This window comes from uncultured Limosilactobacillus sp. (assembly GCF_934202705.1).
Lineage (GTDB): Bacteria > Bacillota > Bacilli > Lactobacillales > Lactobacillaceae > Limosilactobacillus.
The window spans coordinates 64,038-86,111 of sequence record NZ_CAKPYE010000004.1; the positions used below are offsets into that span (position 1 = coordinate 64,038).

Annotated in this window: 28 protein-coding genes and 2 tRNA genes; 19 read left to right on the plus strand and 11 right to left on the minus strand. The window is 38.6% G+C overall.

The features are described from left to right. Positions 1-86 precede the first annotated feature (86 nt). From scrK to Q0C76_RS03370, 3 genes are read left to right on the plus strand one after another with little or no spacing between them, the layout of a single operon-like run. Positions 87-962 carry a fructokinase ScrK gene (gene scrK, locus Q0C76_RS03360; RefSeq protein ID WP_295729696.1) on the plus strand — a complete coding sequence of 292 codons (876 nt, stop codon included), beginning with the start codon at positions 87-89 and terminating at the stop codon, positions 960-962. 12 nt (positions 963-974) lie between these two features. Beyond that, complete coding sequence (locus tag Q0C76_RS03365) at positions 975-1,688, plus strand: MIP/aquaporin family protein (protein WP_295729994.1); 714 nt, start codon at positions 975-977, stop codon at positions 1,686-1,688. After that, positions 1,685-1,885 (plus strand): hypothetical protein, encoded by a 201-nt coding sequence (locus Q0C76_RS03370; protein WP_295729697.1) that lies wholly within the window; start codon positions 1,685-1,687, stop codon positions 1,883-1,885. The genes Q0C76_RS03365 and Q0C76_RS03370 overlap by 4 nt, the downstream gene beginning before the upstream one ends. Before the next feature lie 62 nt (positions 1,886-1,947). Here Q0C76_RS03370 and Q0C76_RS03375 read toward each other — a convergent pair whose 3' ends face one another. From Q0C76_RS03375 to Q0C76_RS03395, 5 genes are all read right to left on the minus strand, one after another. Next, positions 1,948-2,595, minus strand: coding sequence for a matrixin family metalloprotease (locus tag Q0C76_RS03375; RefSeq protein ID WP_295729699.1), 648 nt, complete (start codon positions 2,593-2,595; stop codon positions 1,948-1,950). 153 nt (positions 2,596-2,748) lie between these two features. Next, positions 2,749-3,600 (minus strand): aldo/keto reductase, encoded by an 852-nt coding sequence (locus Q0C76_RS03380; RefSeq protein ID WP_295729701.1) that lies wholly within the window; start codon positions 3,598-3,600, stop codon positions 2,749-2,751. Positions 3,601-3,768: 168 nt separating this feature from the next. Further along, positions 3,769-4,860, minus strand: a complete 1,092-nt coding sequence (locus Q0C76_RS03385) for a site-specific integrase (protein ID WP_295729704.1) — start codon at positions 4,858-4,860, stop codon at positions 3,769-3,771. A 159-nt stretch (positions 4,861-5,019) separates the two neighbouring features. After that, positions 5,020-5,460 carry a hypothetical protein gene (locus Q0C76_RS03390; RefSeq protein ID WP_295729706.1) on the minus strand — a complete coding sequence of 147 codons (441 nt, stop codon included), beginning with the start codon at positions 5,458-5,460 and terminating at the stop codon, positions 5,020-5,022. A gap of 157 nt (positions 5,461-5,617) precedes the next feature. Next, a complete protein-coding gene (locus Q0C76_RS03395; protein WP_295729708.1) occupies positions 5,618-6,253 on the minus strand; it encodes a helix-turn-helix domain-containing protein in 636 nt (211 codons plus the stop codon). A gap of 145 nt (positions 6,254-6,398) precedes the next feature. Between Q0C76_RS03395 and Q0C76_RS03400 the strand changes: the two genes are divergently transcribed. The 7 genes from Q0C76_RS03400 (at position 6,399) to Q0C76_RS03430 (ending at position 9,575) form a co-directional block, all read left to right on the plus strand. Continuing rightward, the gene (locus Q0C76_RS03400; protein ID WP_295729711.1) at positions 6,399-6,614 is read left to right on the plus strand and encodes a hypothetical protein; all 216 of its coding nucleotides are present in this window, start codon (positions 6,399-6,401) and stop codon (positions 6,612-6,614) included. Between the two features lie 39 nt (positions 6,615-6,653). Beyond that, positions 6,654-7,280, plus strand: coding sequence for a Rha family transcriptional regulator (locus Q0C76_RS03405; RefSeq protein ID WP_295729713.1), 627 nt, complete (start codon positions 6,654-6,656; stop codon positions 7,278-7,280). A gap of 21 nt (positions 7,281-7,301) precedes the next feature. Further along, positions 7,302-7,643, plus strand: coding sequence for a hypothetical protein (locus tag Q0C76_RS03410; protein ID WP_295729716.1), 342 nt, complete (start codon positions 7,302-7,304; stop codon positions 7,641-7,643). 14 nt (positions 7,644-7,657) lie between these two features. Continuing rightward, positions 7,658-7,879 carry a hypothetical protein gene (locus tag Q0C76_RS03415; RefSeq protein WP_295729717.1) on the plus strand — a complete coding sequence of 74 codons (222 nt, stop codon included), beginning with the start codon at positions 7,658-7,660 and terminating at the stop codon, positions 7,877-7,879. A gap of 22 nt (positions 7,880-7,901) precedes the next feature. Further along, on the plus strand, positions 7,902-8,168 hold the full coding sequence (locus Q0C76_RS03420) for an AlpA family transcriptional regulator (RefSeq protein ID WP_295729719.1): 267 nt from the start codon (positions 7,902-7,904) through the stop codon (positions 8,166-8,168). Between the two features lie 249 nt (positions 8,169-8,417). Beyond that, positions 8,418-8,795, plus strand: coding sequence for a hypothetical protein (locus Q0C76_RS03425; protein ID WP_295729722.1), 378 nt, complete (start codon positions 8,418-8,420; stop codon positions 8,793-8,795). A 159-nt stretch (positions 8,796-8,954) separates the two neighbouring features. Continuing rightward, positions 8,955-9,575, plus strand: a complete 621-nt coding sequence (locus Q0C76_RS03430; RefSeq protein ID WP_295729724.1) for a hypothetical protein — start codon at positions 8,955-8,957, stop codon at positions 9,573-9,575. A 1,387-nt stretch (positions 9,576-10,962) separates the two neighbouring features. On the opposite strand, the gene Q0C76_RS03435 is transcribed toward Q0C76_RS03430, so the two are convergent. After that, on the minus strand, positions 10,963-11,262 hold the full coding sequence (locus Q0C76_RS03435; protein WP_295729727.1) for a type II toxin-antitoxin system YafQ family toxin: 300 nt from the start codon (positions 11,260-11,262) through the stop codon (positions 10,963-10,965). Between the two features lie 3 nt (positions 11,263-11,265). After that, a complete protein-coding gene (locus Q0C76_RS03440) occupies positions 11,266-11,520 on the minus strand; it encodes a type II toxin-antitoxin system RelB/DinJ family antitoxin (RefSeq protein ID WP_295729730.1) in 255 nt (84 codons plus the stop codon). A 346-nt stretch (positions 11,521-11,866) separates the two neighbouring features. Here Q0C76_RS03440 and Q0C76_RS03445 point away from each other — a divergent pair, with 346 nt between their 5' ends. The 3 genes from Q0C76_RS03445 to Q0C76_RS03455 all read left to right on the plus strand — a co-directional run bounded on the left by Q0C76_RS03445 (position 11,867) and on the right by Q0C76_RS03455 (position 14,324). Next, positions 11,867-12,250 (plus strand): hypothetical protein, encoded by a 384-nt coding sequence (locus Q0C76_RS03445; protein WP_295729731.1) that lies wholly within the window; start codon positions 11,867-11,869, stop codon positions 12,248-12,250. A gap of 1,056 nt (positions 12,251-13,306) precedes the next feature. Beyond that, on the plus strand, positions 13,307-13,492 hold the full coding sequence (locus Q0C76_RS03450; protein ID WP_295729732.1) for a hypothetical protein: 186 nt from the start codon (positions 13,307-13,309) through the stop codon (positions 13,490-13,492). Positions 13,493-13,961: 469 nt separating this feature from the next. Then, positions 13,962-14,324: a DUF1492 domain-containing protein gene (locus Q0C76_RS03455; protein WP_295729735.1), complete on the plus strand. Its 363-nt coding sequence runs from the start codon at positions 13,962-13,964 to the stop codon at positions 14,322-14,324. Positions 14,325-14,620: 296 nt separating this feature from the next. Here the strand turns inward: Q0C76_RS03455 and Q0C76_RS03460 are convergent. Beyond that, positions 14,621-14,693: transfer RNA gene (locus tag Q0C76_RS03460), tRNA-Glu, on the minus strand. A 53-nt stretch (positions 14,694-14,746) separates the two neighbouring features. Continuing rightward, the gene (locus tag Q0C76_RS03465; RefSeq protein ID WP_295729738.1) at positions 14,747-15,076 is read right to left on the minus strand and encodes a hypothetical protein; all 330 of its coding nucleotides are present in this window, start codon (positions 15,074-15,076) and stop codon (positions 14,747-14,749) included. A 125-nt stretch (positions 15,077-15,201) separates the two neighbouring features. Between Q0C76_RS03465 and Q0C76_RS03470 the strand changes: the two genes are divergently transcribed. Together Q0C76_RS03470 and Q0C76_RS03475 are read left to right on the plus strand one after the other, a co-directional pair. After that, positions 15,202-15,274, plus strand: a tRNA-Gln gene (locus tag Q0C76_RS03470). A gap of 226 nt (positions 15,275-15,500) precedes the next feature. Continuing rightward, positions 15,501-16,067 (plus strand): hypothetical protein, encoded by a 567-nt coding sequence (locus Q0C76_RS03475; protein ID WP_295729741.1) that lies wholly within the window; start codon positions 15,501-15,503, stop codon positions 16,065-16,067. Positions 16,068-16,102: 35 nt separating this feature from the next. Here Q0C76_RS03475 and Q0C76_RS03480 read toward each other — a convergent pair whose 3' ends face one another. Then, positions 16,103-16,558: a DUF441 domain-containing protein gene (locus tag Q0C76_RS03480; RefSeq protein ID WP_295729744.1), complete on the minus strand. Its 456-nt coding sequence runs from the start codon at positions 16,556-16,558 to the stop codon at positions 16,103-16,105. A gap of 116 nt (positions 16,559-16,674) precedes the next feature. Between Q0C76_RS03480 and Q0C76_RS03485 the strand changes: the two genes are divergently transcribed. The 4 genes from Q0C76_RS03485 to Q0C76_RS03500 are packed head-to-tail and all read left to right on the plus strand — an operon-like array spanning position 16,675 to position 21,726. Next, positions 16,675-17,124 carry a MarR family winged helix-turn-helix transcriptional regulator gene (locus Q0C76_RS03485; RefSeq protein WP_295729747.1) on the plus strand — a complete coding sequence of 150 codons (450 nt, stop codon included), beginning with the start codon at positions 16,675-16,677 and terminating at the stop codon, positions 17,122-17,124. Then, the gene (locus Q0C76_RS03490) at positions 17,125-18,861 is read left to right on the plus strand and encodes an ABC transporter ATP-binding protein (protein ID WP_295729749.1); all 1,737 of its coding nucleotides are present in this window, start codon (positions 17,125-17,127) and stop codon (positions 18,859-18,861) included. Next, a complete protein-coding gene (locus Q0C76_RS03495) occupies positions 18,854-20,692 on the plus strand; it encodes an ABC transporter ATP-binding protein (RefSeq protein WP_295729752.1) in 1,839 nt (612 codons plus the stop codon). Before Q0C76_RS03490 ends, Q0C76_RS03495 begins: the two co-directional genes overlap by 8 nt. An 11-nt stretch (positions 20,693-20,703) precedes the next feature. After that, a complete protein-coding gene (locus Q0C76_RS03500; protein WP_295729755.1) occupies positions 20,704-21,726 on the plus strand; it encodes a serine hydrolase in 1,023 nt (340 codons plus the stop codon). A gap of 45 nt (positions 21,727-21,771) precedes the next feature. Here Q0C76_RS03500 and Q0C76_RS03505 read toward each other — a convergent pair whose 3' ends face one another. After that, the gene (locus tag Q0C76_RS03505; protein ID WP_295729757.1) at positions 21,772-22,071 is read right to left on the minus strand and encodes a hypothetical protein; all 300 of its coding nucleotides are present in this window, start codon (positions 22,069-22,071) and stop codon (positions 21,772-21,774) included. Positions 22,072-22,074 lie beyond the last annotated feature (3 nt).

Genomic DNA, 22,074 nt, shown 5'->3' on the forward strand with positions numbered 1-22,074 from the left:
GGATCTTTCTTGTTAAACGCTTGCCAATTAGCAGGAAAACTGGGATAATATTTTTGAAAACGATTTCAAAAATGAGGTGGATATTAATGTTATTAGGGAGTATTGAAGGTGGCGGCACGAAATTTGTTTGTGCTGTCGGAAATGAGGATTATCGGATTCAGGATATGACGGTTTTCCCAACAACAACGCCAGAAGAAACTTTGCAAAAAACGGTGGATTACTTTAAGAAATTCCCTGAGTTGCAATCATTATCAGTGGCGTCTTTCGGGCCAATCGAAATTCGGCGAAATTCGCCAAAGTATGGTTATATTACGGATACGCCCAAAAAGGGCTGGAGTAATACTGATGTAGTAGGAACTTTGCGAAAGGCGCTTAACATTCCAGTATTCTGGACAACTGATGTTAATGGTTCCGCATATGGTGAATATGTACTTTCCACACTTTTTAATCAACGATTAGAGTCTTTAGTTTATTACACAATTGGTACAGGAGTTGGTGCCGGTGCGGTTGTTAATGGTAAATTTATTGGGACAATGGGGCATCCTGAAATGGGCCACATTCGTTTGAAGCGTCATCCAGATGACTTAGAATTTAAAGGAATTTGTCCATTTCATGGTGATTGCTTAGAAGGCTTAGTTTCTGGACCAACATTTGAGGCTCGCCTTGGTAAGAGTGGACGGACGGTTCCACAAACCGATCATGTTTGGGATATCATGGCCTATTATGTAGCACAAGCGGCCTTAAATACTACTTTAATGATGCGCCCTGACAAGATTATCTTTGGTGGCGGAGTAACTAGCGAAGAATTTTTGAAGAAGGTGCGGGCTGAATTTGCTGAATTAATGAATGGGTACATTGACTGTGGCCCGCTTGAAGATTACATTACAATGCCACTGGCTAAGAATAATAGTTCGGCCACAATTGGTAATTTTGCACTAGCCCTAAAGAATTTAGAAAGTTAATCGGTGTCAATAATGATATGGCATGGATTTGTTGGTGAATTAGTCGGCACGTTAATTTTAATCACAATTGGCTGTGGAGTTGGTGCCGGGTTAAATTTAAACCGAACTTTTAGCAGTCAACAAAATGATTGGTTTTATGTGGCCTTTGCATGGGGATTGGCGGTCACAATGGGGGTATATGCAGCTGGTTCGTTAGGCTCGCTGGGGCATTTAAACCCAGCGGTCACCATCGCGTTTGCGGTTAATCATACTTTCCCATTGGCTCAAGTGGTTCCATACATTCTCGGGCAGCTAATTGGAGCTTTTTTAGGTGCGACTTTGGTAATTATTCAGTTTTGGGTCCATTTTAAAGTTACACCAGAAAAGACTCAAAACACGGTTGGGATATTTGCAACCGTCCCAGCGATTAAATCCGGATGGGCTAATTTACTGAGTGAAGTGATTGCAACCTTTATGTTTATGTTAGTTCTGATTAATTTAGGAAATTTCACGTTAGGCCTCAAGCCATTGATTGTTGGTCTTTCAATTTTTGCAATTGGTGCGGGACTTGGCACCACGACTGGTTTTGCATTAAATCCAGCGCGAGACTGGGGACCGCGATTGGCCTATACAGTCTTACCAGTGCCAAATAAAACCAGTGGACAATGGTGGTATGCTTGGGTTCCAATGGTTGGTCCAATTTGTGGAGCTGTTTTAGCGACGTTAGTTGAAGAGATAGTGAAATGAATCGAAATTTGAAACATGTGATTGAACGGGTTAGGTCGCGATTAGTTGTGTGGTGCGTTTTAGCAGTTGTTTTAGAAATAATCACGATTACCGCGCCGTTACCATTTGTACAAATTATTGCGTGGTTGGCGACCGCTTATTGTGCAGTGTTGTTGGTAATTCTGCTCGTTCTGATGATTATGCAATGGCACCAATAACTAATATTTAAAGGGATCATAATGGGGGGATATTATTACTTCCATTATGGTCCCCTTTAATTTCAATGTGTTTGTTTAGGCTTAGTCGGCTTTTGGGAATAAATTCTTTTGACTGCTTGAATATCGGTTGGCTGAATAGTAAAGAATGATCCAGACGGCTGCATAACCGACTGGCTATTATTGTGACTTAGACCAATGGCATGACCTAGTTCGTGTTCGGCCGTGTTGACAATTCGTTCATGGTTATAACCATATTCAGGATTCAATAGGTAGGCTTTATTAAGATAAATATGCCCATCGGTAAAGTAGCCAGAAACTGTATTTTGGTTCATTTCAGCTAGTCCTGCAGCTTGGTCGTTACTATTATTAGCTGAGGTGGCTACCAAATCCGCCTGCTTCCGATCGTGAACAATCTTAAACTTAAAGGAACCGGTATTATTCCAGGCATTAACAGCATCGATCATCGCCTGTTGGAGTGTTTGATTACCCATCTTAATGTAAATAGTTGCGGAGCGACTGGTCCAACGACCATTAATTTGATCGGTCTGACTATTGACGGTTGACTCTCGATGAGCAGTTTTTTGGTTGGTAGTTTTCTGACTACCTTTACCATTTAATTCATTACTCAGTTCCTGAACGGAAGCCTTTAAATAGGTAATACCATTATTGGTCTGCCGTTGAAATTGCTGATTATCGTTGTAAAGCCACATGATTCCACCAAAGGCGGTAAGGTAAAGAATTAGAGTGACGAGTATGTTATGAAATCTAATAGGATCACATCCTAACGAATAGTGTGTTAATAAAAATACCCCACGCAGAGTGGGGCGTCAATCTTTCCTATGAGGTTTAAGAATTACTTATTTCTAGTGAGGATACTGTTGATTGAATTCGTAGACCAGTTCGGGTTCTTGACTGATCCGGACATTTTTATTGAGTGAATTCATTTGAGCCACATCTTGCTCACTCAACGCGAAATCATAAATATCAGCATTTTCCTTGATCCGACTAGCATGAGCAGATTTTGGAATAAATGAAAGGCCATTCTGCAGATGCCAGCGCAAGATGATTTGGGCAGGGGTCTTACCATACTTCTGTGCGAGCCCTTGAATAATTGGTTCTTCAAAGATCCGCCCACGACCAAGTGGTGCCCATGCTTGAGTCACGATATGATGTTGGTTATTAAAGTCAACCATGGGTTTTTCAGAGAGCCATGGGTGACATTCAAGCTGATCAACCACCGGCATTTCAGTTTCTTGTGTGGCGAGATATTGGAGATGGATCATCCCATAATTGCTGACTCCGATTGATTTAGTTAAACCGGCTTTTTTCATATCTTCAAAGGCCTGCCAGGTTTCAAAGAAGGGTCCATTAATTGGCCAGTGAACTAGCAGGAGGTTGACGTAATCCAGTTGTAATTTTTTTAAGGAGTCTTTAACCGAATCAATTGCACTTTGATAGCCCTGATTGCTTTCGGCAACCTTGGTGGTAATAAAATAATCATCTCGGTCGGCGTTTAATGATTTCAGAGCAGTACCGAGGTTGGCTTCATTACCATACATTTGGGCTGTATCAAAAAGGCGGTAACCATCTTCATATGCGCTTTGAATGGTTTGAGTAAAAGTGGTTGGGTCAGTTAGTTTATAAACACCAAACCCTTGTTGCGGCATCTTCTGTCCGTCGGCAAGAGTCAACCAATTGTCTTGAATTGTTGTCATTGGTCATTCCTTCTTTCTGGGATTAATTTTACCATTTTAAAAGAGTAAAGAAAAAGCCCTCAACTAAGTCTGACACCTAATTGAAAGCATAAAAAATCACCCGCACGGGGACAACAACCCCTTGATATATCAACGTTTATAGCCGTTTTGGTAGCAGTTTGGTAGCAGTTAAACCAACTCCGCCAATTTATCGATAATGACATTATCATTTTTGGCTTTGTATTCATCAATTAGATATGAATAAGTGTTAAGTGTAACAGTAATATTTGAGTGCCCTAGTCGTTTGCTGATGGCGTAAATATCTACACCCTTACCGAGTAGGTAGGCAACATGAACATGGCGCAATGAGTGAAAATGAAACCCTTGTTTTTGGATGCCAACATCATTCATAATAGACCGTAGACACTTATTTAATGCGTTACTGGTAGGGATGGTACCTAAACCATTTTGGAATACCATGACGCTGTTATTGGCTTTTAAGTCTGATAACCATTTCAGCAATTGACGATTAACCTTGATGGTTCGGTTGCTAGATGTGGTTTTGGTAGGCTTAAAAGCCTTTTTCTTTTCGTCCCATGATTTATTGATAGTAATAGTACCATGCAAGTAATCAATATCTTTCCACGTCAGAGCTTGAATTTCTGCTTTTCGCATTCCCGTGAAAATTGCCGTTAAGATCATGTATCGGCTGGTGTTAAGGCGGTTTAAATGACTGCTAACCGCATTTTTAAGGGTTGCTAGTTCCGCATTAGTCAGATACTCAACCTTCAGCTTTTTGTTGCGGTTATAGGTAACAACCACGTTATGCGTAAAGTCTTTAGTAATAATATCATCATCAATCGCATAACTAACGGCTGACCGTACCGCACCATTTAACTTGCTAACGGTTTTATAAGCATGATTAGCACCATACCAATTTATAAATGCTTGGTAGTCGGAACGCTTAACATCCGCCAACCGTGTATCTTTAAAGTAATCAGTTAAAACATTCCGCATAATGCGGTACTGGTTTCTAGCGGATGTACTGGTTGCCTTTTGCTTTTTGTAAAGGTCATACCAGCGTTTAAAGTAATCAGCTAGGGAAATATCTTTTAACTCTTTATTGAGTTGATTTAGTTTCTTTTCCAGATCAAAACCAGCTTGTTTGGCTTCTCGTTTGAGTTTGAAAAGCCCCGCACTTTTGACGTGACGCTTACCGTGCTTGTCGTAGTAGGTAGCGTAACCGTAATATCCTTTACTAACTTTCTTTGTATAACTCATTTTCTATCATTCCTTTTTTCGCACAGCTAACCAGCGCAGTGTTATGTGTTTGAATGATATGGGGTCAGAATTGACCCGTGAGAGCTTTTAAAAGAATAGATGGGCAATTAATCAAAACATGGTTAAAACGTCATAGAAAGTAAAATAACAAGTAAATGGTTATTGACCGTTATTCATAAGATTTTGGGATTGAATTTCACCAGAGGATTTCATGGTATCAGGAACGGAATTTAACGCTTGTTGTTGTGACATTCCGCTATGATCCATTAGGTATGCTGCTGGTGACTCACCGTAGCGGTTAACAAAGTCACTTAAATCACTAGCAGGCGGTAATTGACCGTTATTTTGTGACGCTTGCTGTTGCCCGTTGCTTGCTTGTGTTTGTTGTTGTTGGTTCTGCTGACTAGACGCACTTACAGCGGATGAACTACTGCTAGAACTAGCCTTTTTCTTGGAGCGCTTAGCTTTCTTATGGTGCTTAACCACCTTTGAGCTAGACACTTTACTGCTTGAACTTGCTTTCTTGGTGGAGTTGCTACCGCAAGCCGTCAAAGACAGGCCAGCAAGGGCAACGGCGCATATTAAACTAATCTTTTTCATTGGCTTCACGCTTTTCTTGAACATAGAGGACTAGACGCAAAATCAAATTCAAACCAGCTAGAAAGATTAGCAATCTTTCTAAACCTAAACCATCTTTTTTCATAATTGAAACCTCCCAATAGCTTTTAACGTCAATCACGTTTGGACGTAGGGAATGCTACTTTTCACTAGATTTATAGCCTTTATCATCCGTTTTGGACTGGTTTGATGGTTTTTCAAAAAACAAATTACCTACTTCGCTATTAAGAACCACTTCAAAAATACTTTTGATTGATTTATTAAATGTTTTTAAACTCTTAACCCTTTCAGAGCCATTTTTGATTTTGTCTGATATTAACGGCAAGGCTAGGAATTGAAGCAATTCGCAAATACTAAGTAAATATTGTTTATAAATGGGCGATTTACGAAGTTCGTTATCTTCAACAAGCGCAATTATTAATGTTTTTAAAGTAACTATGGAGTCTGAAATTTTTTCTTGTTCTGATTTTGTTAAATTACTAAGTTCACCATCTACATTTTCAAAAAGTGCATAGTCATGGGCTATTTGTTCAAAACTATCATTTGCACCAATTAAATATGGGCTTATGGATTTTCCTTGAATGTAGCCAACAGGAACATCAAAAAATTTGGCGAGATTAACCCACGTTTCTAATGATGGTGTTCTTTCGTTGCGTTCATATTTAATCAAAGATGAAGCTGATAATTTAACCCCTCTTTCTTTTAGGGCTTGACTTAAACCTTGCAAAGTTAAGCCCTTATTTTGGCGTAATTGTCTAATTCTATTGTTAATCATTTTGTTTTACCTCATAAAAAATAATATCACAATTTGCAAGAAAATATACACCAGAGTGTAAAAAAGTTATTGACATACACTTAAGTGTATGTTTTCATGTATTTAAGCTAATGTACACTTGAGTGTATAAAAAAGAGGTGAAATTATGGATATTTTTTCAGAGGATGACCAACGGCAGTTATTGACCATTAAAGGACTTCACAGATTAACCCGTAATGATTTAGCTGTTCAAATTGGTGTTTCTCAACCAACGATGACAAAACTTATTAACTCACCAGCACCAATGGCACTACAAAGTGATATTTATAAGCGGTTCAAAAATTGGCTGGAGAAACAAGTAGTTGCAACTCAGGATAAATAAAAAGCATCCGTTTTGGTCGGATGCCAGGGAGGTGATGGAATGCACGATTTAGTTTTCATTGGTTCCGTGAATGATGAGCCGTATACCACCGATAAAATTATTTCTGATTACAGTGGTAACTCACTTCATGCGGTAAAGAATTTAATTTACGAACACAAAGCCGATTTTGAAGAATATGGAATTTTGTCATTTGAAATGACTAAATTAAACGGGCGGGGACGTCCTCGCAAGACTTATCATCTTAACGAAATGCAAGCAACGTTGTTGATAACCTACCTTGATAACACCGAACAGGTCAGAGAGTTTAAGAAACGACTGGTCAGGGCTTTCTTTCAAATGAGGAATGAAAAGCTGGAGCAAGTCAGAAATAGGGTTGCTGGTATTCCACAACGGCGCACCCTTACGGATGCAATTCAGCAATGGCAACATGGCAATCATTGGAGCTATAAGACCATTACTGATTTACTGCTGAAACAAGTAACTGGTATGAATGCTAAACAGCTTAAGGCGTCAAGACACGTTAAGAATGCAATGGATGGTTTAACGACTGTTGAGCAAGCAAGATACCAGCAACTAGAAAATATTGTGATCGGATTTATTGGCTTGAATAAAACTTATGACCAGGTCAAGGGGATTTTGTTATTAACTGCTGGTCAGGCTGTTTAAAAATTTTGGAGGTATTTAATCATGGAAAGCGCACAAAACATTGTGATTTTGGCACAAGGCGATCAAGTTTATTGCGAAAAGGCGGTTTATACCGCTACTAAAAAGGGGCTGGAATTAACCGAACTGCTGGACAATAAAGACGGTCAAAACAAGATTTTTGCTAACCGTCAAGCTGACGGCAAGAGCATCCTACCGCTTGCGGGTAATGAAATGATCAGTTACGCAGGCGAGGGATATTTATTTGCACAAGTTGATCCATCAATTAATAATTCTCATGTTTTGGTATGGGACGATGGTTTACAAATTGCCCTCAATGAAAGACGCACCAAAGATGATTTTGTAATTGTTGGTTCTCAAAAGTAAAGGCGGTGTTAATCGTGATTGATGTAAAAGATATTGCATTAACAGAAAGTGATCGTAACGAAGCAAAGCATGTTCTACATGTTTTTCAATCGGGGGGGGCAAAAGTCCCATTTCTGAATAGCTACGATCAACACACAATAGATTTAGCAATCAAGATCATTAACAAGTTACTGGAACCAAAACCGCACCCCATTATCACGGTTTCACTTGACGAGTTTTTTACACGATGGGGCTAGTTAGAAAGTGAGGTAATTAAATATGGAATTTACATTCACCATTCCCGATAGTGCTTTACAAGACGCATTGACGGAACGCATGAAAACTTATAAACCAGTTGATCCGTTTCCCGCAATCATGGACAAAAAGACCGCATCTAAATTTTTAGGATGTGGACGGGCAACCCTTGATAAGTGGATCAAAGAATATGATGACTTCCCTGTTGCCGTAATTGGTGGTAGCTATCGTTTTACTAAGTCAGACCTAGAGCAATGGGTCAAGTTACGCAGTCAGAAACACAGTCATTAATAACCATAGCTAACCAGCGCAGTGTTATGTATTTGAATGGGTGGACATGATGAGAACACAAATCCGAAACGATTTAAATTTATGTATGGATATAGAACTGACCAAGAACGGCGCTTTATTACTCTGGATAATTTTAAACACGATTATTTGGGCATATTTTAGCCCTTATGCCGTTTTGACAGTTCATGTTGTAGAAATACTAAGGTGGTTTAAAAGTCACTGGAGAATTGAAATAAAGGGGGTTAATGAATGACAGAACATCAACTAACGCTGTTTACGATGCCGACAATTGATCAACAAGCCATCAAAGGTGAAACTGACATCGAACGTCAAGTATTAAAACTGTTGCCGTATGGGTCAGAGAAGCCCATATCACGCAGCAGGGTTGCGGATGCCTTAGGAACCGATGTAAGAGCTGTTAGCAATATTATTGCCCATTTGACTAACGAAGGTTTTCCAATTGGAATGGACAACGGCTACTACTTAATCAGCACCGAAGAGGAGCTAAACCGCACATATACCAACATCCGCACTTCTGGTCTTTCGATGATGTTAAGGGCGGAACGCTTGAAACAGAACTACTACAACCAATTTAAAGACAATAAAAAAGCCGTTCACGCTGACTAATAACCACAAGAGCAAGCGGGAACGACTTTGAGAAGATGACATTATCATACTAGATAATGCACCTAAACCAGAAAGATGTATTTAGAGCGGGTTTAGAACCCCGCTTTATTCATATTACCAGAATTTAAAAATTTAGTTAATTGGTATGGTGAGCAAATTATGAGCAGTGAAGAAAGAATTAAATTAAAAACGCCCATAATTAAGCTACCGTTGGCGTTGGTTCAGAGTGTTAAACCATCATCAACGATTTTATATGCAAAATTATTGGCGCTTAATCGAAAATTTAAAATAATAAACGCAAGTCGTAAGACACTAGCGCAGTATCAGCATTGCGGTGTTGATTATATCAGTAAACAAATACTGGAATTATCTAATTTAGGATGGGTAACCGTTGAATATAACCATTCTGGAGGAAAAACAACATGGCAACTTTTTCCCTTGATGAGAAACCAAAAACCGTATTTAGCGATGCCTTATCAGATATTGAATGATGTTCAACGGGGGCTTTTGAATTACCGTGAAGCGATAATTTGCGGTCTGATATATGATGATGTATTCAAACATGGTCAACGTCAAAGCGCCTTATCTAATCAAAATATAGCTTTGACACTGAATATAAGTAAAAGAGCAGTCATACGTAATCTAAAACAATTGTACCAAAAAAATTATATATTCTATTTGGAAAACGATGATCACCAAAGAGCATTAGAGCTGAACCTTGATTATCAATCTGAAAAAGAAGCTTCAGAATTTTTTAACGAATTGAACGAAGATTACTGAGGCATTTAATTTTCAATGTAGGGGGTGTCATTTTGTACAGCTAGGGGTGTCAAATCATACAACTAGGGGTGTCATTTTGTACAGCAGGGGGGTGTCATTTAGTACGACCAATAATAACTTTAAAATAAGGTCACGGGACGAAAAATAAGGTTGTTCCCTACTGGTCACAACGAGAAATAAGGTCATGATTTCATGATCATGACCGCAGAGCCGTTGACTGAAAAACCGTTCACGGGTAACCCGTTATCGGGCAAAGCCTTTATAACAGCCTTTTAACCTACTTAATATTTTTAATGGGGGTATTTAGTGGAGTAAAAGGTAGAGAAGATGGTGGAGGACTTCATGGAGTAAAGTGTGGAGAAGATAGTGGAGTAAGGGACGTTGAAACAATCATCAACGCCCCTTACTGCTTATCTGACAGTATTTGTCTATGTAAACTAGCTTGTAAACCAACATGACAACTAACATGTAAACCACCTTGTAAACTACTAGGTACATCGTTAGATACAGAGTTAGGTACACCATTAGATACACTGCTAATTACACTATTATCACTAATAACATCCGTGAGCCTTGATATTACGCAATCGGACAACCTTGCCGAATGGAGTTGCCCGAAGCAAAAAATGCACACCATAGCCGTTTAGATAGCTGGATATAGCTGATAGATAGTTGCATGGCATTGCTACAACTGACAACATCAAATAGTAACAGAGTTAGTAACAGAGATAGTAGCGGAGATAGTAACAGAGATGTTTCACGTCATTGTTTCACACAAGGGCGAATGCCTTTCACTCATAGCCCGAAGAGAACACTATTGTTTTATCCTGCTAATTCTTAAATTTTGCCTTGCTATGAAATGAGTATCAGGGAACTAATATAAATTATCATGCAACCCCTAAAGTTGATTAGAGAGCCTTAAAATGAGAATTAGAACATAACAAAAAAGCCCATTGCCCTGTAATCATGTTTGAGCTTGTCAGCAGTTAATAATGGCGGAAATGTCGCATCATAAAAAGGTGACATTTGTGACACCCTAAAAAGAATTCAGACATTTCAGACACCCTAAAAAAAGAGGTAATAAAATGACAATTTTAAATAGTTTTAATGATTGGATGTTGTACCGCTTAATTGCTAACGTCTTTCATATCACACTAGACCAAGCCTATTGGCGTACCAACATAGTAATGCTGATCATTGTAGCTTTGGTGGTAATGGTTTACGAGATAGTGGAGTATAAGCGTTCATGACATCCGTTTATAACATGGTTACACCGACAAATGCTAATGTACTGAAAAGATTGTTATATCAACGAACAATGGAAAAATGATATAAACATTAGGCGGAAAAGGGTACAAAAAAAGACCTTATGCAAGGTCTTAGCAAATTATCTTAAAATGTGGTCATGGTCACCAGTTTTAAGCAAGTCGAGAATATGCAAGTCTATTTCATTATTGCGAATTTGATAAACCATGATCCAATTATCATTGTATGAACGGTCAACGTGTAATTCTCGCAGTGATTTGTATTTCCCTTTAAGCTGGTGGTCTTTATGCTTATGAATTAGTTCATCCGTAGCACCATTAACAATTAGAGTAATGACATGCTTAAGTTTATCCATGTCATAATGCTTGCGTTTTAGACGCTTATAATCACGCTTAAATTCAGAAGTTCGATTAATAATCATGAGTTAGTCGTCCTCGTTTAAGTCATTGAAAAGATCATCAACCGAATTGAAAGACCTGTAATCACCCTTGTTAAGTTCAGCTAATGAACGATCAAGACCGTTTTCATTGGTAACATCGAACGGGATACCGTTAGTTTTAACGACTTTCTTTAAATAAATTCTGATACCAGTTGAGAAGTCCATACCTAGATCATCAAAGACCTTTAAAGAACTTTTGTAAGTTTCATCATCAACACGGATGCTATGCGATTTCGTCATATTATCAGCCTCCCTTTAAATTTATTATAATACATTGTATATACACTGTACATACAACGGAGGAGATAAAATGCTATGCTTTTTATTTTGGTGGTTTGAGTTCGTATTGTTAATAATAGGATTGGTAATTCTGTATTTTGTGAGGTGGAAACGATGAGCGCAAACATGGTTAATAATTTAGCATTTGGTTTTCTATTAGGGGTACTTATTCAATTCATTTTCTCGCAGTTCAAAAGATAGTTAAAAGAACTAGGCTGGTTAGTTTAAGTAACAGTTTAATTAATGGTTTAAATAGTAGTTTAAGTAACGATTTAACTAGCGATTTAATTATGTTTGGAGGTAACGCATGGGGTGGTATAAAGGACAATATGTATTTAGTAATCGGAGCTTGGCACAATGGTTTGATATGAACCACCACAAGAAAGATAACTATTTCAGAATTAGAAACCGTGACCAAGCGGATGAGAGCGTAGTTAAGTTTGTTTATGCTCCGAATGTAGTTAAAAATCGTCGTTTGTATGCACCGTGCGCAACGATCTATAAACATTATTTAGACTATTGTAGTCAGCGAGAAATAGAACCGTTAAATAACCGCCAATTTAAAAAGAATATGCAACTACTAGGCTTTGTCTATCAGAAACATCATCGCTTTTATGCTGGTTACTATCAGAATAAAGTAACCACCGCCTATAAGAACATCGGTATTAGGTCACAAAATAAGAACAAATAAATCTGTTCCGTACCTTGTCCAATTCTGAAATGCTGATATAACGGTGATCTGGTTAAATTAATATGCACAAAATTGCACATTATTAGGGATGTTCGTAGTCGTTAAAACATAGGAGGTTAGTAATGTTACTATTCTTTAACGGTCAATTTCTACCGTATGGGGTTGGTATTTTATGGCTGGTGTTAGTGGTGATTTATCTAGTGCATTTGTTCCGATGAAACAACCTGTAAAAATACGGTTTATTTTTCTATTAGTAGTTACATATCATTGCGCATGCCTGGTTACTTATAATCACTGGTATAACAGCATTAAGTGGATGAATGTAACGCATTTTAGATCAATAATAGAGACTTTTTGAGCTGGTATATTTTCCGTTAAAAAATGTTGGAATTTCTGAACAATCGTAGTTAAAAAGCCGTTGGTCAATTGCTGACTAACGGCTTAATTCTTAGTGTTGTAATAACGCTGGTTTCTGTTGGCTTTTGGGTACTAAAAAAGCGCCCTAAATAGGCGCTTACCATAAACAATGAGTAGACCATCGGGCGTTAGGTGCTGGAACCACCTAGCGCCTTTTACGTTTACAATTATATGACTATACAAGATATAGAATTAATTAGCTTAATAGCTGGTTGAATGCTTGATTGTGTTGTAATTATGATAGTTATATAATCATTGATGGTAACGATTGAGAGTAATTAACTCATGAGTTATCAAGGCGTGAAATGCTAGACAACGACCAATGACTTTCAATTACAGCAAGAAACGGGGGCGTTGGTCTTGAAAGTGTTTCTTGTCTTGCTAAGGGGTGTTATACCTTGACGGTTAGCGTTACTTTTACCAGTTGTAAGATGCTGGTGATCGTGATTGCGATTGTTGTAACGGTTTTAAAAAAGCGTTAGTAGTTTAACCTACTAACACTTAAACACCATCTAGCAAGAAACGCCGGGCGTTAGGTTCTCACACAGCCTAGCGCCTTTTACATATCTAATTATATCAGAAACCTATCACTACACAAGATATATTTAAACATCATAGAACACGAAAAGAGGGTTAATTATGGTTAGTCAGGCACAAATGAACGCTACTAGACGTTACGAAAAACGACACCCCGAAAAGAACCGTCTGTATCAATACCGATCAAATGCTAGAACTTTCATCCGCAAGTACGCAAGCATTGAGGATTTAGACGCACTAATTGCCTTTGCGCAGGAGCAGAAAACGAAACTTATTAATCAACGGTAATTATCTAACGGCGGATGGTTACCGTTTTAATTTACCCCGCCCCCGTATCTGCTGACAGCAAGAGCGCACACATTGCCGTTAGCTTGCATGCAATCCCTAGTTTGAAAAATTTTAGGGTAGGGGGGGTAATGTTAAGAAATGTTAAGGTTATGACATCCGTGATACTTGAATTAATAAATTAACGTCTGTTTATCGGTGCAATAATTGCCGATTTTGCACCCATAACAAAAAAGAGCCCTGTATCACTAGATACAGAACTCAAAAAATCACCACAATGGCGACTTCCCTAAATATTCAATCGAAGTTATTATAACAAAAAAAGTCACCACGATGGTGACTTCCGTATTAATATAAGCAAGTTAATTATAAGGCTAAAATGAAAAACGGCACAAGTCTAGTTGACCCATGCCGTTCAGTATCGAGAATATCCCGAATGAAAACCCTAATAAACATTATACGGGGTAACAACATGGATAGTAAAACCATCATCCGTAATTTGCGGGGCTTTTTTAAAGTTGATTATCGTAGTATCTACTTGCGGTCTGGAGTATGGGCAAAACGTGAAATTAAAAACCGTAGGGCGGAAAGTAAGCAATGTTTAAAGTGCTTTCTAGCAATTGAGCAAGCAGTCGGCGGATGCACACCAGACCATCAAAAGATAATTGAATATCGATATTTAGAGCAACAACAAGGGCAACATGTAATTAAAATGCTGAATATCAGTAAGTCACAATATTATATTCATGAGCGACAAGCATTAATGGAGTTTGCAAAGCACCTAAAAGCAATCTATCCCGCCTTGTTTCAAGCAATCATGGAGCAAGGTTACTAATAATAGCGTTTTATGATGTTAAATGACTAGAAAATAGTTCTATATAATAGGTAGACAGAACACTAATAAACAATATAGTGCATATTTTGGTAGCAATTGGTAGCAAAAAGAAGACCACTCTCAAAAATGAAAGTGGTCTAAGCGCTGGTTAGAAGCGGTTTTATGTTGTTCGATTTTGGTAGCAGTTTGGTAGCAGAAGTTAAAAATAATGGTGTTTTTGGGTGTTTCGGCAAAAATAAAAATGCCTTAACCATGCGGGTTTAAGCATTTTGAAACATGTATGAGAGTATAAAAAATCACCCGCACGGGGATCGAACCCGTAACTCCGCCTTGAGAGGGCGACGTCTTAACCAATTTGACCAGCGGGCAATAAACCATATTACTCAATCAGTATACTAAACAAACTAATCAATTGTCAATGGTTACTCAAAGGAGAGTTCAATTAAATATGCATGCTGCTTACTTACATGCCCAGTTGTTATCCAAACATCATGAAATCCTGGATTATCTTGATCTGTCATATCGTAGTAATAATCAAGTAAATCACCATTCTTCGCGACAAAGTCAGGTGACAGGCGATTAACCATTAGCTTATACTCTGGAAAGTAAAAATCGCTGTCTGAAACTTTAAGTTGATCAGATACAGTAATTGCAACAGCGTTAGAATATTGCGGAATGGTTGTAATCACTAATTCGGGGTGATAATAAATTTTCGAGAGAACATAATATAGAGCATCGGAATTACTTGCCATTAATTGAGCTCCTTTCTTCAGCAATCGTTCTTATTCTAACAAATTTAAGAACATAAGTTACAGAATTTTGGAAAAATCTTGCGCATTAGTAAGAAGTTTTGTATAATTACATTGTTGTTAATTATTGGGTATTCGCCAAACTGGTAAGGCAGCGGACTCTGAATCCGTAATCTACTGGTTCGAGACCAGTATACCCAACTTATTAAAAAAGATGAGCATTGATCGAAAGATTGGTGCTCATCTTTTTTAATAAATCTTAAAAACTTCGTATAACCGTGTTGTGATCGGCTTTTAGAGGAATAATCACTAAATGCTTTTACAAATAATTTAAAAATGTTTCAAAAGCATTACATGTGCGTTACAATATACCTGTAATCAATTAAAGTGACTTGAAAAGATAAATTTAGTTGAGGGGGTTACGATTATGAAAAATGCACAACAAAAAGTATTAACGGGGACCGTTCTATTAATGGCAGCTTTCCTTTTAGGAGGGTGTGCATCAACGAGTACGACCTCAACGACTCACAAATCAACATCTGCTAAAGTTGTTAAGAGAGCTAATAAATCTGCCAAAAACGATTCTAAAAATGAATCACTAAAGGATAATGAATCTGTTGTTGCGATGCCATCATCCAGTAGTTCATCACAAGCTTCATTTACGACATCAGCACCACAAGTTAGTCGGAGTAACGCTGCAACGAGTTCAGCTACTAATTATCAAAAAAGTGCGCCAACAACTTCCCGGAGTTCAGATACGGATGTCTTAAATAGTTTCATTGCGGCAAGCGGTCTTCAACAACAAACTGGCAACTCTTACTTGGTTCAAAACCAGGGGAATGGTCAATACCAAGTTGAAGTTCGCCACACTGGTAAAGATCAAGATCAAAATGTAGCCAACTTAACGGGGCTATATAACTACAACACTCATAACCAACAAGTGCAAAAGATGGACCCAGTTACTGGACAATTTACTAATGAGCAATTATTTTAAAATAAAACGGCTGAAATATTCAGCCGTTTTTTTGTTTAAAAATGGAGGTTTAGCATTGTGACAATACAATATGTCAGACCACTCGCGATTACAGGCCCAGCCGCGATTCCTTTGAACAGGACAACCCCCATAATTGTACCAAATACCAGTGCGACGGTTACTTGTGGAGAAGCCGAAAGCTGGTTAACACCAAAGCGTGATAGGATCGCTACAGCAATTCCCATTGCAATGGCAATCCAACCGGCTGGCGTTTTAAAAACTCGTATCAGATCGTGGAACGTAATTTCACCGGTCGCAATGGGAATTAAGATAGCAACTGAAATAATAGTTACTCCCCAATTAATGCCTTTATTTTGAATAATGGGTAACCATTTTTGAGTAAATGGCAGTGCCTTAATTATTGCCACCACGATTGTTGCGATAATTAAGGAAGTATTTTTTCCGATCAGAGCAATGAATAAAACTAATGCTAAAAATAACCAAGCTTCCATAAATGATCTCCTTTAATTTTTTCTTGTATTTTTACCAAGGAAGGACAATAATAAAATTGTTAGGTTCCTAATTATTAGGTATCGTATTAAATTGCGAAAGTGAGTAGGATAATTCAATGGACGAAAAGCAGGTACTTTTTCGTCAACTAATGAAAAACAACCGAGTGATTCATGAACTAGCGTTTCGTAATCACAAACACAGCGGTCAATTTCAAGGTGGCGGACAAATCATTGCAATTCTTGGGCAATATAATAATCAATTTTATCAAAACGAGTTAGCAAAGCAAGTTCACGTTCGACCAAGCTCTTTATCTCAAGTTTTAAACCGTCTTGAACAGGAGAAGCTAATTGTTCGACAACGTGATCAGCAGGACCGGCGACAAATTTTGGTTCGCTTGACTAGCAAAGGACAAGTAAAAAGCACAGAACTACAAGCTGAGCGGGAAGAGTTTGTTAATGCCTTACTCAAAAAACTAACGATTCATGATTGTGAAGAACTGGTCCGGATTGGTGAGTTAATGATTAAGGGATTAAAAGATCATTATCAAAGGGATGGTGAAGCTTAGATGATTAAAATTGCGAAACGTAATTTAGAGTGGCTACCAACGACGTTAGCCGTGTTATTTCTTTTCTTTCAAGTTGCAGCGGATTTGTATTTGCCGACGATTACTTCTGATTTGATTGATAAAGGTGTGTTACAACGCGATATTCACTACATTTGGAGTGAAGGTGGCAAAATGTTATTAGTGGCGGCAATTGGTTTGCTCGCTGCCGGACTGAATGTCTACTTTGCTTCAACTCAGTCTATGAAGGTTGGCCAGAAATTACGGAATCAGGTTTATCAAAAAGTCCTAAGATTCTCGAGTCAGGAAATGAGTAAGTTTGGTGATTCCTCCCTAATTACCCGGTCGACCAACGACATTGTTCAGATTCAGAATGTGATGGTGCAGGTGCTCAGAATGATGCTTCAGTCGCCGATTATGCTGGTTGCTGCCTGTATTCTAGCTTATTACCGTGAACCACGTTTGACGAAGGTTTTTTTGATTTCATTACCCGTTTTGGCCGTTGCGGTAATTTTGATTATGTACTTTGCAATTCCGCTTTTTAAGAGTATTCAGCAAAAGACTGATCGAATCAACCTGGTCTTCCGTGAGGGACTAACTGGTGTACGGGTCATTAGGGCCTTTAATCAGGAGCAACTCGAACAAAATCGATTCAAGCAAGCAAACGCTGACTATACTGAAACTGGTATTAGGGCCTTTACTTTAGTATCGTTTCTTTTTCCCATTATGACGCTTGTATTAAGTCTCACAAACATTGGAATAATTTGGTTTGGTGCACATTTAATTGGACAAATGAGCATGCAGGTGGGAAATTTAATTGCATTTATGACGTATTCAACCCAGATTTTGATTAGTTTTATGATGCTTTCAATGGTCTTTGTATTTGTTCCTCGGGCTTCGGCATCCGCCAAGCGGGTGAACGATGTTTTAGATGAGCCTTTCATCATTAATGATCCAGCCCATCCCCAAGTTATTACTGATAGGCCAAGCGCTTCATTAAGTTTTGATCATGTTAATTTCCGCTATCATGGCGCGGAACAATTGGCACTAACCAATCTGAACTTTAATCTACAAGCTGGGCAAACTTTGGCAATTATTGGTGGAACTGGCTCAGGAAAATCATCGCTGGTTAACTTGATTCCGCGGTTATTTGATATTGAAAGCGGACAAATTAAAGTTGATGGTTATTCAATCAATGAATTGTCACAACATGATTTACACCGCTTAATTTCAATCACTCAACAAAAAGCAGTCCTCTTTACTGGAACAATTCGCTCGAATATGCAATTTGGTTGGCCAGAGGCCACGGATGAACAAATTTGGCACGCATTAAAAATTGCGCAAGCGGCTGATTTTGTCAAGGCAGCAGGAGGTCTAGATGCGGCGGTCGAACAAAATGGTAGCAACTTTTCTGGTGGTCAACGTCAACGGCTAGCAATTGCGCGGACGGTTATTAAATCCGCTTCTATTTATATTTTTGATGATTCATTCTCTGCTTTAGATTTCAAGACGGATGCCAAATTAAGAATGGCACTTCGCCAGGATCCGGAATTAAAACAGGCGGTGACAGTCATTGTCGCCCAACGGATTTCAACAGTTGCGGATGCGAATTTAATTTTGGTTCTTGATGATGGTAAAGTCGTTGGCCAAGGAACTCATCAGGAGTTAGTTGCTAAAAACAAGACCTATCAGCAAATCTTGAATTCACAAATTCAAAAGGAGGCACATCATCATGCATAATCGACCACAACGGGGTAAAATGACTAAAGCAACCCATTTTTGGCCAATTACAAAACGACTATTTGCTTATTTAGGTCCCTGGAAGTGGGGAGTTGTCATTTCGGTTATTATGGCAATCTGCTCTGTCATTTTATCAATCATGGCACCGAAAATTCTTGGTGAAGCAACGACTACGATTTATAACGGGGTTGTGCAGGGGTATCAGGAAATGAAGGGTGGGATGAAGATTCATTCACTCCCAATTGACTATTCAAAAATTTTGCGAATTGCAGTAATTGTCGTTTTACTGTATGTCTTTTCAGGACTGTTTAGTTTTATTCAGCAAGTAATGATGACACGAATTTCTCAACGGGTGGTTTATAATCTGCGTCAAGACCTTAAAGCTAAAATGGCACGGGTTCCAATTGAATATTACGACACACACTCCAATGGTGATATTATGAGTCGAATGGTGAACGATATGGACAACATTGCAGGAACCCTGCAGCAAGGAATGATCCAGATCATTACGAGTAGCATCACCTTCGTGGGTGTTTTAGCATTGATGATTTCCATTAGCTGGCGACTGACCATTGTTGCTTTAGTGATTATCCCTCTTAGTTTGTTAATTGTTGGTTTTGTGGCACCGACGGCTCAGCGACTGTTTACTCGTCAACAAGCTGCTTTAGGTGAAATCAATGACCAAGTTGAAGAAACCTATGCAGGTCATACAATTGTGCGGGTTTTTAACCATGAAACAGATGAGGCCAGCCGATTTGCCAAGAAAAATTTCAAGTATTACCAAGCGGCTTGGAAAGCACAATTCTTTTCTATTTTAATTTTTCCATGCATGAATTTTGTGAGAAACGTTGGTTATTTACTGGTAGCGGTTGTTGGTGCGATCCAAGTGGCCCATGGTCAAATTACATTAGGGAATGTTCAAGCGTTTCTTCAGTATTCCAATCAATTTTCACAACCGATCACCCAGATTGCTAACTTGGCTAGTACGATCCAGCAAACCATTGCCTCAGCCGAACGAATTTTTGAAGTGATTGATCAACCGGAAATGGATAATACCCTTTCTACAACGCCAGCCAAGACTGGTGATCAACCTGCAATTGAATTTGATAGTGTTAATTTTTCCTATCGCCCTGATGAATCATTAATTAGAGACTTTAATTTATCTGCCCCACGAAATAAAATGGTGGCAATTGTCGGACCTACTGGTGCAGGTAAAACCACGATTATAAACTTATTAGAACGTTTTTATGATGTTGATGGTGGTCGAATTTTTTACGATGGTCGGGATACCAGATCAATGACGAGGGAAGAACTGCGACAACATGTCGGTATGGTTCTTCAAGACACGTGGTTATTTACTGGCACCATTTTTGAAAATATTAAATACGGTCGTGAAAATGCTACCGATGAAGAAGTTTATGAAGCGGCTCGTTTGGCTTATGCAGATTCATTTATTCGTGAGCTACCGAATGGATATGACACGATTTTGGATGAAACAGCATCAAATATTTCACAAGGGCAAAGACAGTTGCTCACAATTGCCCGAGCCTTTTTGGCTGATCCAGATGTTTTGATTCTAGATGAGGCCACTAGTTCGGTGGATACTAGGACAGAAGCGTTAATTCAAAATGCGATGAACGACATTCAAAAGGGCCGGACTAGTTTCGTGGTGGCCCATCGATTATCGACCATCCGTAATGCTCATCAGATTATTGTAATGAATCACGGACAAATCATTGAAACTGGGAATCATGAATCACTAATGGCACAGCATGGGTTCTATGCTGATCTATACAACAGCCAGTTTGCTGGCAATCAATTAGCTAATTAGGAAGGACTAAAATGCAAACGAAGTATGAACAGACATGCCACTTATTAGATGAAATGGTTGCGAACAAAGTAGTACCAGGGATTAGTTACGCAATTTTTGATGATGCTCAAACCATCCGTAAAATTAGTGGAATGGCGGAATTAACTCCGCAGAGAATCCCACTTCGTGATGGAATGCAGTATGATTTAGCATCACTCACTAAAGTAATTGGCACTGTGCCGGTAATCGCAATATTACTCCAGTCTGGTGCTTTACAGTTAGATGATCCTGTGCAGAAGTACCTCCCTGAAATTAAAAATTCTGCGGTTAGAGTTCGGCATTTGATTACGCATACCGCTGCCATTGAAGGGTTTATTCCTCATCGCAATGAACTTCCTACCGACCAGTTGTTAGCAAGTTTATTAACCCAAGAGAAAATTGGACCTAATTTAGGGAAAAATATTCTTTATACAGATATCGGGTTTGTTTATTTAGGGTTGATTGCCGAACGAATTTGGGGACAACCAATCCAAGTCTTAAGTCAGCGCCATATTTTTCGACCGCTTGGGATGACTCGGACTACATATACACCACATTGGCAAGATTGTGTACCAACCGAATTTCAAAAACATCGTGGTTTAATTCGTGGAAGTGTTCATGATCCCAAAGGTTATATTTTACAACGGCATTGTGGAAGTGCTGGATTGTTTTCGACGTTAGATGACTTACTTAAATATAGTCATGCGCTTTTGGAAACCAATTTAGCGGGAATTTTAACTGATCAAACGGTGGCGATGATGTTTACAGATCAAACGCCGCTGACTGGTGAACATAACCGTGGTTTAGGTTGGAAATTACTTCATGCTCATACTGGGGATCATCATTTAATGATTAGTCATACGGGCTTTACAGGTACTTGGTTGATTTTGGATCGTCAAGATGATCAAGGGATGATTGTGTTATCCAATCGGGTTCATCCCAGCGCTAACAATGATCAGTATTTGAATTATCGTGGGAAAATTATGGCAACATACTTAGATGAAAAGAATAATTAATAGAAACGGCTTCTATGCATCAGTTAATGCTTAGAAGCCGTTTTTTTAACTAAAATATTGACGTTTTAAATGATCCATCCGCATTACCATGAGTGTTTCAAATAGACAAAGCAAGGATACTAATGGTAAGTAAGCCGCTGACGGGGTCACAAAGATGACAAAAATTAAAATCCAGGAACCCCAGTTCCAACGTCGATCGAGTTTTAAAGCTTTCGCTAACTGTTCTCGTTCACTTTCACTGCGGATAGTGGGTAATTGACTTGATAAGAAAGTAAAAAGCCTAAATTCCCAAAATGATTCGCCAATAAAAATAATAGTGATTAAAGAAACAAAAAGAGTTGACATAAT